The organism is Bacillus sp. SN1 (assembly GCF_002796895.1).
GTDB classification, from domain to species: Bacteria; Bacillota; Bacilli; order Bacillales; family Bacillaceae; genus Bacillus; species Bacillus inaquosorum.
The window spans coordinates 1-15,592 of record NZ_PHIE01000011.1 but is presented as its reverse complement, the minus strand read 5'-3'; the positions used below and the strand labels follow the sequence as shown (position 1 = coordinate 15,592).

Sequence of the window (15,592 nt, the reverse complement as noted above, 5' to 3'; positions counted from 1 at the left end):
TCGTCCTGAGCCAGGATCAAACTCTCCGATAAAGTAGTTTGACTGACTACGCACATTGCTGTGCGATTTATTTAAAAAATGAATTAACAGGTACGTTTTGTCTTGTTTAGTTTTCAAAGAACTTTGTTGTCGCTCTTTAAGCGACTTTATAATCATAACATTTTCTATCGCTATCGTCAACAACTTTTTAATGATTTCTTTTCAAAAAAGTAATTCGTCATCAGCGACGTATATTAGAATAACACCTTCGGCTATCAAAGTCAATATATAATATCAATTAAATGATAAATTGCTTAATGACAACTAACGCAGCTATTCCCGGTATTCCTAAAATTCCGCTGATAGCTGTAGTGACAATATTAATTGGCACATGAATGCCAAGACTGCCGCCAAACATATTTACACAAACCAGCAGCAAAGCACCCGCAACAAATTTAACAGCTGTAATGCCAATCCACTTTAAAGGCTTTGCTGCTGAACCTGATAAAAAAAGAAGAATAACCAGTCCTAAAATAATCCCTATAATAAAAATAGGCTCCATGAATCTTCTCATCTCCTTTGCTTGTTCTAGTACAAGCTTATGAGAAGATCCAGGAGTTTAGACCACTTACTTCCACCTGCTGATTTTTAAATTTCGCTGCTTTGCTTCCCTCAAGTAAAAAAAATACTTTGCTTCAGCTACTTTTAGTTCGTATAACACTTCAGCAGACGGTTCTAAGCTTTTTTCAACCAGCTTTTTCTGCCTGTTCCACTCTTCCTTTTGCTTAAAAAGCTGCTCGGTTAGTTTTTCATCAAACTCTCTTCTCAATGTTTTCTTGCGAAGAAAACCCATGGATCGCTTTTTCCTCCTTACAATTCACGTCTTCCTTCAAGTGCTTTAGAAAGAGTGACCTCATCCGCATATTCCAAATCGCCGCCGACGGGCAGTCCGTGGGCAATACGGGAGAGCTTAATACCAGACGGCTTCAGGAGCCTTGATATATACATCGCCGTTGCTTCCCCTTCTATATTAGGGTTTGTCGCGAGAATCACTTCTGTCACTTGATCATCCTGTAATCGTTTTAACAATTCTGGTATTTTAATATCCTCCGGTCCGATGCCGTCCATTGGAGAAATGGCGCCGTGGAGAACGTGATACTGTCCATTGTATTCCTTCATTTTCTCCATAGCGATAACATCCTTAGGGTCTTGCACAACACAGATAATAGACTTATCCCTGCGCGTATCTTCACATATATAGCAAGGGTCCTGATCTGTAATATGCCCGCAAACCGAACAATATGTCAGGTTGCGTTTCGCATTTACTAATGCTTTCGCAAAATCTAATACCACATCTTCTTTCATACCTAGAACAAAAAAAGCCAGACGAACCGCTGTTTTCGGTCCGATCCCTGGCAATTTCATAAAGCTGTCAATCAGCTTTGATATTGGTTCAGGATATTGCATGTTCTTTTATCCCCCTAGAATAAACCTGGCATGTTCATTCCCTTTGTAAATTGACCCATTGTTTCGTTTGTGATCTCGTCAACTTTTTTCAAAGCTTCATTCGTTGCAGCAAGCACTAAATCTTGAAGCATGTCGATATCTTCCGGATCAACGACTTCCTCTTTAATGATGACATCCAGGATTTCTTTTTGGCCGTTTGCTTTTACTGTTACCATACCGCCGCCTGCAGTTCCTTCAACAACCTTTTCTGCAAGCTCTTCTTGAGCCTTCGCCATGTCCTTTTGCATTTTTTGCATTTGTTTCATCATTTTTTGCATATTTCCCATTCCGCCACGCATAGCATTCACTCTCTTTCATTTTGTTAGTCTTTTATTTCAATTAAATCCGCTCCGACAAGCTTTTTCGCCTCGGCAATCAGCGGGTCTTCTTCAGCCGGTTCATTTGATCCTTCATTTTCCTGCTGATGATCTACTAAAAATTCTTCTCTTATTTTACCCCATTGTTCTTCTGGAACGCCAATCAAATCCATTCTTTTTCCGAGCATCGATTCTAAAATCTGCTCAAGATTGGTCCGGACTCCGTTATTATCCTCGGCGACCATTTTACAATGAATTTCATATTTGAATTTCAGAACAAATGCCGCTGAGGCGGCTGCCACAGGTTCACTGTCATTCAGCAAAGCGGCATGTGACACTTTGTTTTGCTGTTTGAGATGAGCAAGAAGCTTGCCCCAGCTGTTTCTGAGCAGGTCAAGATCCGGTCTCGTAGCTTCCTTTAGAATTTCATGAATTCTGCCTACTGGTGCTTTGTAATTGGATTTCCCGCCCTTTGGCACACGCGGCGTTTCTTTTTTCAGGCTTTCCGCCGCTGCTTTAATACCCGTTGTTTTAAGCCGATCCACTTCCTGCTCGAGCTGCTGAATTTTTTTCATCAGTATATCGACTTCAGGCAGGTCAGCAGTTGATTGATGAGACGTTTGGCAAATCTTCACCACTGCCACTTCAAAAAAGATACGGGGATGATTTGTCCATTTCATTTCTTGGTGGCTCTTGTTCAGAATATCAATCATTTCATATATGGCCTGTGCCGGAATTTGTTCGCTTAGTCCCCGGAACGTTTCATCAACTTTTACTTTTTCAAGCACCCCTTCTAAGCCAGGGGCTGTTTTGTACAGCAGCATGTCCCTGAAATAGAAAATCATATCCTCTATCAGCTTAGCCGGATCTTTCCCTTGCTGAAGCAGTTCATTTAATGTTTCCAGTGCGTCAGAAACGTTTTTATCATGCAGGGATTGTGCAAGCTTACCTATATATAATTGAGAAACAGCTCCCGTAATCAAAAGCGCATCCTCGACTTTCAGGACATCACCGCTGAATGATACAGCCTGATCAAGAAGACTCAAAGCATCCCTCATACCGCCATCTGCAGCACTCGCAATGATATCAAGTGATCCCTCTTCCACTTGCAGCTGTTCGGCATCAACGATTTTATTCATACATCCGACAATCGCTTGGGATGTAATTCGTTTAAAATCAAAACGCTGACATCTGGAGATAATGGTTAAAGGAATTTTGTGCGGTTCGGTTGTTGCTAAAATGAAAATACAATGCTCGGGCGGCTCTTCTAATGTTTTTAGCAATGCATTAAAGGCGCCGATAGAAAGCATATGTACCTCATCTATGATATATACCTTATATGTGACGGCCGACGGGGCAAACTTCACTTTATCGCGAATGTCACGAATCTCATCAACACCGTTGTTTGAAGCGGCGTCAATTTCTATGACATCGGATATTGACCCGTTTGTTATCCCTTTACAGGCCGCACATTCGTTGCATGGCTCATCAACAGGAGCATGTTCACAGTTGACAGCCTTGGCAAATATTTTGGCTGCACTGGTTTTTCCCGTTCCTCTTGGCCCGGAAAACAGATAGGCGTGAGAAAACTTTTTTTGCAAAAGGGCATTTTGCAGCGTTTTTGTAATGTGTTCTTGTCCAACCACATCTTCAAAGCGCTGAGGCCTGAATACTCGATATAAAGCTTGGTAACTCACGGGTTTGCCCTCCTCCGTTATTCATCATTCCCATTATACATGAACCTTGTTTCGATTCCAAAAGCTCTTTTTACATAACAAAAAACTCACCTAATGATAGGTGAGTCTGAAAATTTGATGATTGATTTACCGTGCACCTTCTGTCGATTCGCTACCCTAAGCGTTACTTAAGCAGTTAGCTCGGCCCAGGCAACCCTGCGGCACATGAGAGGTTTCACTTAATGCTGCTTCCTTCCGGACCTGACATGGTTCATGAATTCCCATTGCGCAGGACCCAAACGTCAACACCACTTACTTAAGGCAGACCTTAAAGTAAACGAACCTCGAGAAGGGATTCGGCCCTGCTAGAGCGGATTGCAGGTACAGGGCACCGCTACCTCCCCGCTTAGCACGGCAAAATAAATATCAAATTTTATATCGCATCTATTGCGATGCATACATAAGTATATCGTTTCCCCCTAAAAATTGCAACCGGACTACTCAGACAAGTTTTTCCTGAAGGCTTTCTTCTTTTTTCGCAGTTCTCTAAAAAACGAACTGAGCATTCCTCCGCATTCCTCCTCAAGCACCCCGCTCACCACTTCAGCCTGGTGGTTAAAGCGCTCTTCCTGCAAAAGGTTCATAAGCGTGCCTGAACACCCGCCTTTAGGGTCAAATGCACCAAATACCACTTTTTCCACTCGAGAAAGCACGACGGCACCGGCACACATCGGACAAGGCTCAAGCGTCACATAAAGAGTTGCCCCCTCCAGCCGCCACGTTCCCAGCGCCTTACACGCTTCATCAATCACAAGCATTTCCGCATGAGCGATTGACCGCTGCTCCGTCTCTCTTAAATTATGTGCACGCGCTACGATTTCATCATTGACGACAAGCACGGCGCCGATTGGCACTTCACCTTTCTCTTCAGCTTTTTTCGCTTCTTTAATTGCTTCTTTCATATAAAGTTCATCTTGTGTCATAAGGATAAGCTCTCTTTTCAAAGTTTTTTCATTGCCTAAAAAGGCTACATATTAACTATAACTGAAACGGAAAGGAGACTGTCGATTGTCCAAAGCAGACACAGCTCTTCTCATTGTAGACATGATCAATAATTTTGAATTCGATATGGGAGAAAGTCTCGCTAAAAAAACAGAAAAAATCGTTCCTCACATTTTATCATTAAAGGAGCATGCGAGACAAAATGACTGGCCAATTATTTACATTAATGATCATTACGGACTTTGGCAAGCTGATATTAAAAATATTCAGCAAGAATGCACGAATGAAAAAAGCAAGGATATCATCAGACAAATAGCGCCGGAAGATGCTGATTATTTTTTAATTAAACCGAAGCATTCCGCCTTTTACGAAACAGCACTTCACACTCTCCTTACCGAATTGCAGGTGAAGCATATTGTCTTAACAGGTATAGCCGGTAACATATGCGTGCTGTTTACGGCTAATGACGCTTACATGAGGGAATACAGCATCACGATTCCTAAGGACTGTATCGCCTCAAATCGTGACGAAGACAACGAATTTGCCTTAACCATGATGGAGAATGTTCTTTTCGCAGAAATTACGACGGAGGAACAAATTACAGAAAAATAAACATGATCAGCGTTTTTCTTTCATACATTGGATAGCGATATGAAAGGAGGCGTTTTTCATTCAAATTTATGTGGTGAAACAAGGCGACACTCTTTCTGCTATCGCTTCACAATACAGAACAACTGTAAGTGAGATCACGGAAACGAATGAAATACCGAATCCCGACAGCCTTGTTGTCGGACAAACCATTGTCATTCCAATAGCCGGCCAGTTCTATGATGTTCAACAAGGTGATACCCTGACATCCATCGCACGGCGGTTCAATACAACGGCAGCCGAGCTTGCCAGGGTTAACCGAATCCAGTTAAATACCGTATTGCAGATTGGTTTCCGCTTATACATCCCTCCCGTTCCTAAACGAGACATCGAATCAAATGCTTATTTGGAACCCCGCGGAAATCAAGTCAGCGAAAATCTCCAGCAGGCGGCCAGAGAAGCGTCGCCCTACTTAACGTACCTTGGCGCATTCAGTTTCCAGGCACAGCGTGACGGAACCTTAGTCGCACCGCCTTTAACGAATTTAAGAAGCATTGCAGAGAATCAAAACACGACATTGATGATGATTATAACGAACCTAGAAAACCAGGCATTCAGCGATGAACTCGGCCGGATCCTTTTGAACGACGATACTGTGAAACGAAGACTTTTAAATGAAATAGTCGAGAATGCAAAAAGATATGGTTTCTATGATATTCATTTTGACTTTGAATATTTGCGGCCTGAGGATAGAGAAGCCTATAACCAATTTCTCCGCGAAGCAAGGGATCTTTTCCATCGAGAAGGCTTAGAAATTTCTACAGCGCTCGCCCCTAAAACAAGCGCAACACAGCAGGGCAGATGGTACGAAGCCCATGATTACAGAGCCCATGGCCAAATTGTCGACTTTGTTGTTCTCATGACATATGAATGGGGCTATAGCGGCGGGCCGGCTCAAGCCGTTTCTCCAATCGGGCCTGTCCGGGATGTCATCGAATATGCTTTGACTGAAATGCCTGCGAATAAAATTGTCATGGGTCAGAATTTATATGGGTATGACTGGACGCTGCCATATACAGCTGGCGGAACTCCGGCAAGAGCAATAAGCCCTCAGCAAGCCATTGTCATTGCCGATCAAAACAATGCAGAAATTCAGTATGACCAAACCGCTCAAGCCCCTTTCTTCCGCTATACTGATGCAGAAAACAGAAGACACGAGGTATGGTTCGAGGATGCCCGCTCGATCCAAGCAAAATTCAATTTGATTAAAGAGCTGAATTTAAGAGGCATCAGCTATTGGAAGCTGGGTCTTTCCTTCCCGCAAAACTGGCTGTTGCTGTCTGATCAATTTAATATTGTCAAAAAGACGTTTCGATAATTTGGAAACGTCTTTTTTTCATGGGGGCGCCCAAGGGTTGTGATACAATATGAAGGTCGGTAACTGACGAACGTTTTTCAGAAATAAGGAGGATTCCGATGAATACAGCCCCTTTTATTGCAATAGAAGGTCCTATCGGGGCAGGAAAAACTACCCTCGCGACGATGCTCTCACAAGAGTTTGGATTCCCTATGATTAGTGAGATTGTTGAGGATAACCCGTACCTTGATAAGTTTTATGACAATATAGAGGAATGGAGCTTCCAGCTTGAAATGTTTTTTCTTTGTCACAGATACAAACAGCTTGAAGACACCAGTGATCACTTTTTAAAAAAGGGACAGCCTGTGATAGCTGATTATCACATTTATAAAAATGTGATTTTTGCGGAACGTACCCTGTCTCAGCATCAGCTGGAAAAATATAAAAAAATTTATCACCTGCTAACGGATGATCTGCCAAAGCCGAATGTCATCATTTACATAAAGGCTAGTCTGCCCACATTGTTACACCGCATTGAAAAACGCGGACGCCCCTTTGAGAAAAAAATTGAAACAAGCTATTTGGAGCAGCTGATCGCAGATTATGAAGTCGCCATCAAACAGCTGCAGGAATCAGATCCTGAACTTACAGTGTTAACCATAGATGGCGATTCTAAAGATTTCGTTTTGAATAAGAGCGACTTTGAACGCATTGCCGCCCATGTAAAGGAGCTTATCGTATGAAGGAACATCATATCCCTAAAAATTCAATTATCACAGTAGCAGGAACAGTAGGTGTCGGAAAATCGACTTTAACAAAAGCTTTGGCTAAACGGCTTGGATTTAAAACCTCTCTTGAGGAAGTCGATCATAATCCATACTTAGAAAAGTTCTATCATGATTTTGAGCGTTGGAGCTTTCACCTGCAAATCTATTTCTTAGCTGAGCGATTCAAAGAACAGAAAACGATTTTTGAAGCCGGCGGAGGATTTGTACAGGATCGTTCTATTTATGAAGACACAGGTATTTTCGCGAAAATGCATGCTGACAAAGGGACAATGTCAAAGACTGATTATAAAACTTACACAAGCCTTTTCGAAGCAATGGTGATGACACCGTATTTCCCACACCCAGATGTATTGATTTATTTAGAAGGAGATCTGGAGAACATTTTAAACCGAATTGAAGAACGTGGCCGTGAAATGGAGCTTCAGACAAGCCGCTCTTACTGGGAAGAAATGCATACACGCTATGAAAACTGGATAAGCGGTTTTAACGCCTGCCCAGTTCTAAAGCTTCGCATTGAGGATTACGATCTGCTGAACGACGAAAGCTCGATCGAAAACATAATAGATCAAATCGCTTCAGTTATTCATAAAAATCAAAAAAAGTGAATCTCTACTGAGATTCACTTATTCATTATAATAAAAAATCCGCTGCACCGAACGCAACGGACAAAACAATCTCCAATATATGCTTGTGTTTCATTAGATTAAAATCAATATGGCGGAGGAAGAGGGATTCGAACCCCCGCGGGCTTTGACACCCCTGTCGGTTTTCAAGACCGATCCCTTCAGCCGGACTTGGGTATTCCTCCGTATCGACAAGACTTACTATATCATGAATGTTCTTATATGGTCAAGCATTTTTAAAAACTTTTTTTGTTTCTATAAAAATGTCCTGTCTACACAGGCAAAAAGGCGCACCTGGTCAGGCACACCTTTTCACAATTTTATGGTTTTATTACTTCTCTATTTCCCATATAAGGGCGAAGTACTTTTGGAACAACAACGCTTCCGTCTTCCTGCTGATAATTTTCTAAGATAGCGGCAACTGTTCTTCCAACCGCCAGACCTGAACCATTCAGTGTGTGTACATGCTCAGGCTTACCTTTCGCTTCACGTCTGAAACGAATGTTCGCACGTCTTGCCTGGAACGCTTCGAAGTTGCTGCAAGAAGATATTTCACGATATGTGTCTTGGCTTGGAATCCAAACTTCGATATCGTATTTTTTTGCAGCCGTAAAGCCTAGATCACCCGTACACATGCTCATGACACGGTATGGAAGCTCAAGCAGCTGAAGAACTCGTTCTGCTTGGTTTGTAAGCTTCTCTAATTCTTCATAAGAATCTTCAGGCTTTACAAACTTCACAAGCTCAACTTTATTAAATTGGTGCTGACGGATTAATCCGCGTGTATCGCGCCCTGCTGAACCAGCTTCAGAACGGAAGCAGGCACTGAATGCCGCATAGTTAATCGGCAGGCTGTCACCTGAAAGGATTTCATCGCGATGCATGTTTGTAATCGGTACTTCCGCAGTCGGAATTAAGAAGTAATCTTCTTCTCTGATTTTAAACGCATCTTCTTCGAATTTAGGAAGCTGACCCGTTCCCGTCATGCTTGCGCGGTTTACCATATAAGGCGGGATCACTTCAGTATAGTTATACTCATCTACATGCAGATCAAGCATAAAGTTATAAAGCGCACGCTCCAGACGAGCACCTAAACCTTTATAGAACACGAAACGGCTTCCTGTTACCTTTGCAGCACGTTCAAAATCAAGAATACCCAGCTCATCTGCAATATCCCAGTGCGGTTTCGGCTCGTAAGCAAATGAAGGCTTTTCACCCCATTTACGCACTTCTATGTTGTCGTCTTCTGTTTCACCGACAGGGACAGACTCATGCGGAATGTTTGGAATTGAAAGAAGAATGGTATCAAGCTCAGCTTCCACTGTTCTTAATTCTTCATCAAGTTTTTTAATTTCCTCGCCGACTTCACGCATTTCTTTAATAATATGATCCGCGTCTTTTTTCTCACGCTTCAGCACAGCAACCTGCTGAGATACTTCATTTCGTTTTCCTTTTAACTCTTCAACTTTACCGATAAGCTCTCTTCGTCTGTCGTCCAGCGCCTCAAACTTATCAAAATCAGTTAAGTCTTCGCCTTTGTGTACAAGCTTTGCCTTAATTTCTTGAAAATTTGCTCTCAGCATTTTCGTATCAAGCATGCGAAACACTCCTTTTATTGAATTTGTCGAAAATAAAAAGAGCCCTCATCCCCATAAAGGGACGAGAGCTCTCGCGTTGCCACCCTGATTGAAAACAAGTCAAAGACTCGCTTTCCACTTTCACACATAACGGTTATCCCGTAAATGCCTACTTATTTCAGCATTTCGCTCAAGGATGGATTCAGACAGCATCTTTCACCGATTCGCACCAACCATCGGCTCTCTTAGAAAGAGAGGCTTCCTACTAGTTCCTATCAACGCTTTTCGATCTTTATTTGTGCTTATAATGTACTATAAGTTTCCACAGCTTTCAACTGTTTTATACAAGTGCTTTCTGCTTGTATTCCTCAACCATTTGAACAAACAGCTGTGTCACTCGGTGATCTTCTGTCAGCTCCGGATGGAACGAGCAGCCCAGGAATTGATCCTGTTTAGCAGCTACAATACGACCATTATGCTCCGAAAGAACTTCAACATCTTCACCAGCTTCTAAAATATGCGGCGCACGGATGAATACCCCTGTAAAAGGCTCGTCCAGGCCTTTGATTGTTAAATCAGCTTCAAAGCTGTCAACCTGCCGGCCAAACGAATTGCGTTCAACAACCACATTCAGCAGACCTAAATGAGGATTATCTGAGCCAGCAATTTCTTTTGCTAATATAATTAATCCGGCGCATGTCCCAAACACCGGTTTTCCCTGAGCAGCAAATTCACGAAGCGGCTCCATGAATTGATACGTATCAATCAAACGGCGCATCGTCGTACTCTCACCGCCCGGCAAAATTAACCCATCGATTTCGTTCAGCTGCTCCGGACGTTTAACGACAAGACCAGCCGCGCCGCATGCTTCAATTGCATGGATATGCTCTCTAACTGCTCCTTGAAGTCCTAATACTCCTATTGTTAACATGTCAGCAGCGCTCCTATATTCTTACCAGCCGCGTTCTTGCATACGCTGTTCTGGAAGTAAGTTTGAGATTTCAATCCCTTTCATTGCAGTACCAAGCTCTTTTGAAAGCTCAGCGATCAATTTGTAATCAGTGTAGTGAGTTGTTGCTTCCACAATTGCTTTCGCAAACTTAGCAGGGTTGTCTGATTTGAAAATACCAGAACCAACAAATACTCCGTCAGCACCAAGCTGCATCATGAGCGCAGCATCAGCAGGAGTGGCTACGCCGCCAGCAGCAAAGTTAACGACAGGGAGCTTACCGTCTCTTTTAATTTGCACAAGAAGCTCGTAAGGAGCACCTAAGTTTTTCGCTTCTGTCATTAATTCATCATCACTCATCGCAACTACTTTGCGCACTTGTGCGTTTACTTTGCGCATATGGCGAACAGCTTCAACAATGTTGCCTGTTCCAGGCTCGCCTTTCGTACGAAGCATAGAAGCACCTTCAGCAATACGGCGTGTTGCTTCACCAAGATCACGGCAGCCGCAGACGAAAGGAACTGTGTATTCATTTTTATTTAAATGAAATTCTTCGTCAGCCGGAGTCAGAACTTCACTTTCATCAATATAGTCAACACCCATAGCTTCAAGCACACGCGCTTCAACAATATGTCCGATACGCGCTTTTGCCATTACCGGAATAGATACTGCATTCATTACTTCTTCCACGATTGTAGGGTCAGCCATACGGGCAACTCCTCCAGCCGCGCGAATATCAGCTGGTACACGTTCTAGCGCCATTACAGCGACAGCTCCAGCCTCTTCAGCAATTTTCGCTTGTTCCGCATTGATGACGTCCATGATGACGCCGCCTTTTTGCATTTCTGCCATTCCGCGTTTTACGCGTTCAGTACCTGTTTGAGCCATTTCTTGGTCCCCCTAATCAAGGTATAGTGTATGATTTCTAATCCTTATTGTATCCTAGAAATCCAATAATTCATATGGATATATATCATTTTATTCGGTTTTTAGCGCTTTGAAAATCATTTTTTATTAAAAATTGGGTTTTTTCAGTATATTAAGCGAAAGAGCCCTAACATACATCAGAGCTCTTTCAATTGATTAAAACCAGCCGGTTACCGTATCAACAATACTTCCCCAAATGCCGGCGAAAAATCCGCCGATACTGCGCATTGTCAGAACAAACCAGTTTGCTTTTTCTACATTTTCTTTTGTAACAAGGTCTACGCCAGCTAGATTGCTGTTAAGGAATCCGTAATCCTTTTCATCACCTGTATATTCTGCAGTCAGTTTCCCAACCTTCGTTCCTTTTTTTACAGGAGCAGTTAAGGTGTCTTTATTTAGTGTAACTTTCGCTTTGTAATTCTTTTCTTCGCCATTTTTGACAGGAAGAGAGAACGCCTTGTTTGTTACAATGCCTACTTCTTTCTCTTTACCCTTATCAACTGAAATCGTTTTATGGCCTTTTACTTGATCGCCTTCAGCATAAATTTCTTTCATGGAGAAATTGTCGAAAGCATAATCGAACATTTTTTTCGTTTCATCGAAACGGCCTGTATGTAGGTTGCCTTTTGCGTTTAATACAACAGTAATAACACGCATTCCGTTGAGTTCAGCTGTTCCTGTAAAGCATGAACCCGCAGAGTCAGTAGAACCTGTTTTCAGTCCGTCTACAGTCGCTTTTTTATACTCACTGACGAGCCCTTTCAACATGAAGTTCCAGTTCGGCATATCCATTTCATCATCAGTGCCTTTTCTGAACTTCGTTTTTGCGATACTGGAAGTCTCCAGAATCTCAGGGTAGTCAGTAATCAAGTGATCCGCAAGAATCGCCATGTCCTTAGCAGAAACTTCACTTTCTTCATCTGCGCTTGTCCCCTCAGGCTGCTGCCCGTGAAGATCTTTGTTCTCAAGACCTGTTGCGTTAACAAATTTGTAATCTGTTAAACCTAGTTCTTTCGCTTTTGCATTCATTTTTTCAACAAACTTAGTTTCACTGCCCGCAACGACTTCCGCAATCGCGATAGCCGCGGCATTTGCAGAATAAATTGCTGTAGCTTGATATAGTTCTTTTACTGTGTATTTCCCGTCTTTCCGAAGAGGAACGTTTGATAAGCTGTTATCTTGGGAAATCTCATACACATAGTCATCAGGCGTATAGGTTTGGTCCCATTTCACTTTACCTTCATCAATTGCTTCTAATAACAGATACTCTGTCATCATTTTTGTCATGCTGGCAATTGGCAGTCTCTGATCTGCATTTTTACTATACAAAATTTTACCTGAAGAAGCTTCGATCATAATAGCAGCTGATGCATTGACATCAATTGGATCACTGGCTGCTTTTGCTTTTGACATTGGAGCCAGACAAGTGACAGCTAGTGTTAACACAACCAATGACATCAATAACTGTTTACATTTCTTGATGTTCAATCGTACGACCTCCGTATTTCATTTTCTTCATCTATAATTAAGCCGTTAAGGACATTTTCAATGCACAACAGTATAAATTTTATCATAATCAGTATAAAAAAAATAGACAGAGTCAGAGACCCTGTCAAATGTTTTTAATTTGTAACAATTTATTATGAAATTGTATAGTTCGGAGATTCTTTTGTAATCTGTACGTCATGCGGATGGCTTTCACGAAGCCCTGCGCCAGTCATGCGGATGAACTGAGCTTCTTCTCTTAAAGCTCGGAGATCTTTGGATCCGCAATATCCCATACCAGAACGAAGTCCGCCGACTAGCTGATAAACTGTTTCTTCAACTGGTCCTTTGTAAGGTGTGCGTCCTTCAATTCCTTCAGGAACGAATTTTTTATTTTCTTCTTGGAAGTAACGATCTTTACTTCCTTTTTCCATTGCAGCAACCGATCCCATGCCGCGGTATACTTTAAATCTTCTGCCTTGGTAGATTTCAGTTTCACCAGGGCTTTCTGACGTACCTGCAAGCAAGCTTCCAAGCATAACAGCATGTCCGCCGGCTGCCAATGCTTTAGTGATATCGCCAGAGAATTTAATTCCGCCGTCTGCGATGATTGTTTTGCCGTGTTTCCTCGCTTCAGTCGCACAATCATAAATTGCTGTGATTTGCGGAACACCGACACCTGCTACCACACGTGTTGTACAAATTGAACCAGGTCCGATTCCAACTTTGACAACGTCTGCCCCAGCTTCGATAAGCGCTCTTGTCGCTTCAGCTGTTGCCACGTTTCCAGCAATAATGTTTAATTCAGGATATGTTTCACGGATCTTTGTTACTGTGTTTAATACGCCTTGAGAATGTCCGTGAGCTGTATCGATAACAATAACATCAACATTGGCTTCAACAAGCTTTTTGACGCGAGTCATTGTATCGCCAGTTACGCCAACTGCCGCACCAACGATCAGGCGACCGTGGATGTCTTTAGATGAGTTCGGGAACTCAATGACTTTTTCAATGTCTTTAATTGTGATAAGACCTTTTAATTTATTCTGGTCATCAACGAGAGGAAGCTTTTCAATTTTATGTTTCTGCAAAATCTTTTCAGCTTCATCCAGAGTCGTTCCTACAGGTGCAGTAACAAGCTCTTCTTTCGTCATGACATCGCTGATTTTCATTGAGTAGTCAGAAATAAAACGAAGATCACGGTTTGTAATAATTCCTACAAGCTTTTGGTCTTCTTCGTTATCTACAATCGGAACACCGGAAATTCTGTATTTACCCATCAAGTGCTCCGCATCAAATACTTGGTGATCAGGAGTTAAAAAGAAGGGATTTGTGATAACGCCGCGCTCAGAACGCTTTACTTTATCAACTTGTTCAGCCTGCTGTTCAATGGACATATTTTTATGAATGATGCCCAAGCCGCCCTGTCTAGCCATTGCAATTGCCATTGCTGATTCTGTTACAGTGTCCATACCTGCGCTGATGACAGGAATATTCAGCTTTAACGTTTTTGTAAGTTCTACAGATAAATCCACATCACGCGGAAGTACCTCTGACTTAGCTGGTACAAGCAGCACATCGTCAAACGTTAAGCCTTCTTTTGAAAATTTACTTTCCCACATTAGTAAATCCCCCTCTTTTCGGCAAAATATTATATGTAGATTATCAACTAGCCAAGAGCATGTCAAGGAAGCGAGAAAGAGTTGAAATATTTAGATAACGGAAAGGATTAAGAAATACATATGACATATCATGAGTGGAAAGACTTAGCGCTATTTTATTCCGTTGAATCAACCCAGAAATTTCTAGAGAAAGTGTATATCTTAAACGGTATTGACGATGCGAAAAAGAACTCTTTTAAAAACAGTGAGCGGTTTATTTATTTCTTAAAGCATGCCGAATCGTTTTATAAACAAGCCTCATATTCTCCTTTAGAAATCAAACCGATTCTTTTATTTTACGGAATGGCACAGCTTATCAAAGCATGTCTAATTACACGGGATCCTCATTATCCAAGCCATACATCAGTACTGGCACATGGCGTAACAACAAGAAAGCGAAAGAAACAGAATTATTGTTTTAGCGATGATGAAGTGAAAATACAACGGAACGGCCTATGCATACATTTCATGAAACACTTATTCGGACAATCGGATATAGTAGATGAACGGTACACCATGAAAAAATTATTAATGGCGATTCCAGAACTAAGTGATACTTTCTATTTTCAGCAGAAAGAACGTTTTATGACAAAAGTCGAGAAGGAGAAGGACAGGATTTCTGTACCAGAGGATGTTGTCATCAATTATAAAATGTCTGATTCAAGATTTGCCGAATATATGTCCCACCATTTTCAATGGTCTTTTGAAAAGAAAAATGAACACGAGCTGCTGTTTGAAATTTCATCGCAAGACATGAAGCCATGGACATCAATCAGTTTGTTGTATGACATGGGTAAGAACCAATATTATATCCCTTCTCAAAGAGAGCAATTTCTTAGACTTCCTGAAATGGCAGTTCATTATCTAATTTTGTACAACATAGGGATGATTGCGAGGTATGAAACGGAATGGTGGTATGAGTTGTTAACGCAGCATATAAGCGATGATTACGTGCTAATACAGCAGTTTTTATTAGTGACAGAAAAGAAATTTCCGACATACGCTTTACAATTTCTTCTTCAATTTTGACAAACAAAAAAACCCAGCTCAATGAGCTGGGTTTTACCTTGCTTGGCGGCGTCCTACTCTCACAGGGGGAACCCCCCGACTACCATCGGCGCTGAAGAGCTTAACTTCCGTGTTCGGTATGGGAACGG

Annotated in this window: 16 protein-coding genes, 1 tRNA gene, 1 rRNA gene, 1 other RNA gene and 1 other annotated feature; of the genes, 5 read left to right on the top strand and 14 right to left on the bottom strand. The window is 42.0% G+C overall.

What is annotated here, in order from left to right:
• Positions 1 to 277 precede the first annotated feature (277 nt).
• From bofA to tadA, 7 genes are all read right to left on the bottom strand, one after another.
• Positions 278 to 541: a sigma-K factor-processing regulator BofA gene (gene bofA / locus CVV77_RS21775; RefSeq protein WP_003242389.1), complete on the bottom strand. Its 264-nt coding sequence runs from the start codon at positions 539 to 541 to the stop codon at positions 278 to 280.
• A 66-nt stretch (positions 542 to 607) separates the two neighbouring features.
• Positions 608 to 832, bottom strand: a complete 225-nt coding sequence (locus CVV77_RS21770; RefSeq protein WP_003242387.1) for a YaaL family protein — start codon at positions 830 to 832, stop codon at positions 608 to 610.
• Between the two features lie 17 nt (positions 833 to 849).
• Complete coding sequence (gene recR, locus CVV77_RS21765) at positions 850 to 1,446, bottom strand: recombination protein RecR (RefSeq protein ID WP_003242386.1); 597 nt, start codon at positions 1,444 to 1,446, stop codon at positions 850 to 852.
• 14 nt (positions 1,447 to 1,460) lie between these two features.
• A complete protein-coding gene (locus CVV77_RS21760; RefSeq protein ID WP_003225427.1) occupies positions 1,461 to 1,784 on the bottom strand; it encodes a YbaB/EbfC family nucleoid-associated protein in 324 nt (107 codons plus the stop codon).
• A gap of 23 nt (positions 1,785 to 1,807) precedes the next feature.
• Positions 1,808 to 3,499, bottom strand: a complete 1,692-nt coding sequence (gene dnaX / locus CVV77_RS21755) for a DNA polymerase III subunit gamma/tau (RefSeq protein WP_100276464.1) — start codon at positions 3,497 to 3,499, stop codon at positions 1,808 to 1,810.
• A gap of 129 nt (positions 3,500 to 3,628) precedes the next feature.
• Positions 3,629 to 3,893: signal recognition particle sRNA large type (gene ffs, locus CVV77_RS21750), an RNA gene on the bottom strand.
• 82 nt (positions 3,894 to 3,975) lie between these two features.
• Entirely contained in the window at positions 3,976 to 4,461 is a 486-nt protein-coding gene (tadA, locus tag CVV77_RS21745; RefSeq protein ID WP_003242382.1) for a tRNA adenosine(34) deaminase TadA, read from the bottom strand.
• Between the two features lie 85 nt (positions 4,462 to 4,546).
• On the opposite strand from tadA, the gene CVV77_RS21740 reads away from it, so the two are divergent.
• The 4 genes from CVV77_RS21740 (at position 4,547) to dck (ending at position 7,818) form a co-directional block, all read left to right on the top strand.
• A complete protein-coding gene (locus CVV77_RS21740; protein WP_003242380.1) occupies positions 4,547 to 5,092 on the top strand; it encodes a cysteine hydrolase family protein in 546 nt (181 codons plus the stop codon).
• 70 nt (positions 5,093 to 5,162) lie between these two features.
• The gene (locus CVV77_RS21735; RefSeq protein ID WP_088111686.1) at positions 5,163 to 6,446 is read left to right on the top strand and encodes a glycoside hydrolase family 18 protein; all 1,284 of its coding nucleotides are present in this window, start codon (positions 5,163 to 5,165) and stop codon (positions 6,444 to 6,446) included.
• A gap of 98 nt (positions 6,447 to 6,544) precedes the next feature.
• Positions 6,545 to 7,168 (top strand): deoxyguanosine kinase, encoded by a 624-nt coding sequence (dgk, locus tag CVV77_RS21730; protein ID WP_003242376.1) that lies wholly within the window; start codon positions 6,545 to 6,547, stop codon positions 7,166 to 7,168.
• Positions 7,165 to 7,818 (top strand): deoxyadenosine/deoxycytidine kinase, encoded by a 654-nt coding sequence (gene dck / locus CVV77_RS21725; RefSeq protein WP_100276463.1) that lies wholly within the window; start codon positions 7,165 to 7,167, stop codon positions 7,816 to 7,818. The genes dgk and dck overlap by 4 nt, the downstream gene beginning before the upstream one ends.
• Positions 7,819 to 7,928: 110 nt before the next feature.
• Here the strand turns inward: dck and CVV77_RS21720 are convergent.
• The 6 genes from CVV77_RS21720 to guaB form a co-directional block, all read right to left on the bottom strand.
• Positions 7,929 to 8,021: transfer RNA gene (locus CVV77_RS21720), tRNA-Ser, on the bottom strand.
• Positions 8,022 to 8,156: 135 nt separating this feature from the next.
• Positions 8,157 to 9,434 (bottom strand): serine--tRNA ligase, encoded by a 1,278-nt coding sequence (gene serS, locus CVV77_RS21715; protein ID WP_060397750.1) that lies wholly within the window; start codon positions 9,432 to 9,434, stop codon positions 8,157 to 8,159.
• Between the two features lie 54 nt (positions 9,435 to 9,488).
• Positions 9,489 to 9,701, bottom strand: a binding site (T-box leader).
• Positions 9,702 to 9,753: 52 nt separating this feature from the next.
• Positions 9,754 to 10,344, bottom strand: coding sequence for a pyridoxal 5'-phosphate synthase glutaminase subunit PdxT (pdxT, locus tag CVV77_RS21710; protein ID WP_100276462.1), 591 nt, complete (start codon positions 10,342 to 10,344; stop codon positions 9,754 to 9,756).
• A 21-nt stretch (positions 10,345 to 10,365) separates the two neighbouring features.
• On the bottom strand, positions 10,366 to 11,250 hold the full coding sequence (gene pdxS, locus CVV77_RS21705; RefSeq protein ID WP_003242369.1) for a pyridoxal 5'-phosphate synthase lyase subunit PdxS: 885 nt from the start codon (positions 11,248 to 11,250) through the stop codon (positions 10,366 to 10,368).
• A 195-nt stretch (positions 11,251 to 11,445) separates the two neighbouring features.
• On the bottom strand, positions 11,446 to 12,777 hold the full coding sequence (gene dacA / locus CVV77_RS21700) for a D-alanyl-D-alanine carboxypeptidase (protein ID WP_003242367.1): 1,332 nt from the start codon (positions 12,775 to 12,777) through the stop codon (positions 11,446 to 11,448).
• A gap of 152 nt (positions 12,778 to 12,929) precedes the next feature.
• On the bottom strand, positions 12,930 to 14,396 hold the full coding sequence (gene guaB / locus CVV77_RS21695) for an IMP dehydrogenase (RefSeq protein WP_003242365.1): 1,467 nt from the start codon (positions 14,394 to 14,396) through the stop codon (positions 12,930 to 12,932).
• A gap of 120 nt (positions 14,397 to 14,516) precedes the next feature.
• Between guaB and CVV77_RS21690 the strand changes: the two genes are divergently transcribed.
• Positions 14,517 to 15,464, top strand: a complete 948-nt coding sequence (locus CVV77_RS21690) for a YaaC family protein (protein WP_100276461.1) — start codon at positions 14,517 to 14,519, stop codon at positions 15,462 to 15,464.
• Between the two features lie 40 nt (positions 15,465 to 15,504).
• Here the strand turns inward: CVV77_RS21690 and rrf are convergent.
• Positions 15,505 to 15,592 (bottom strand): 5S ribosomal RNA (gene rrf, locus CVV77_RS21685); the annotation flags it as partial.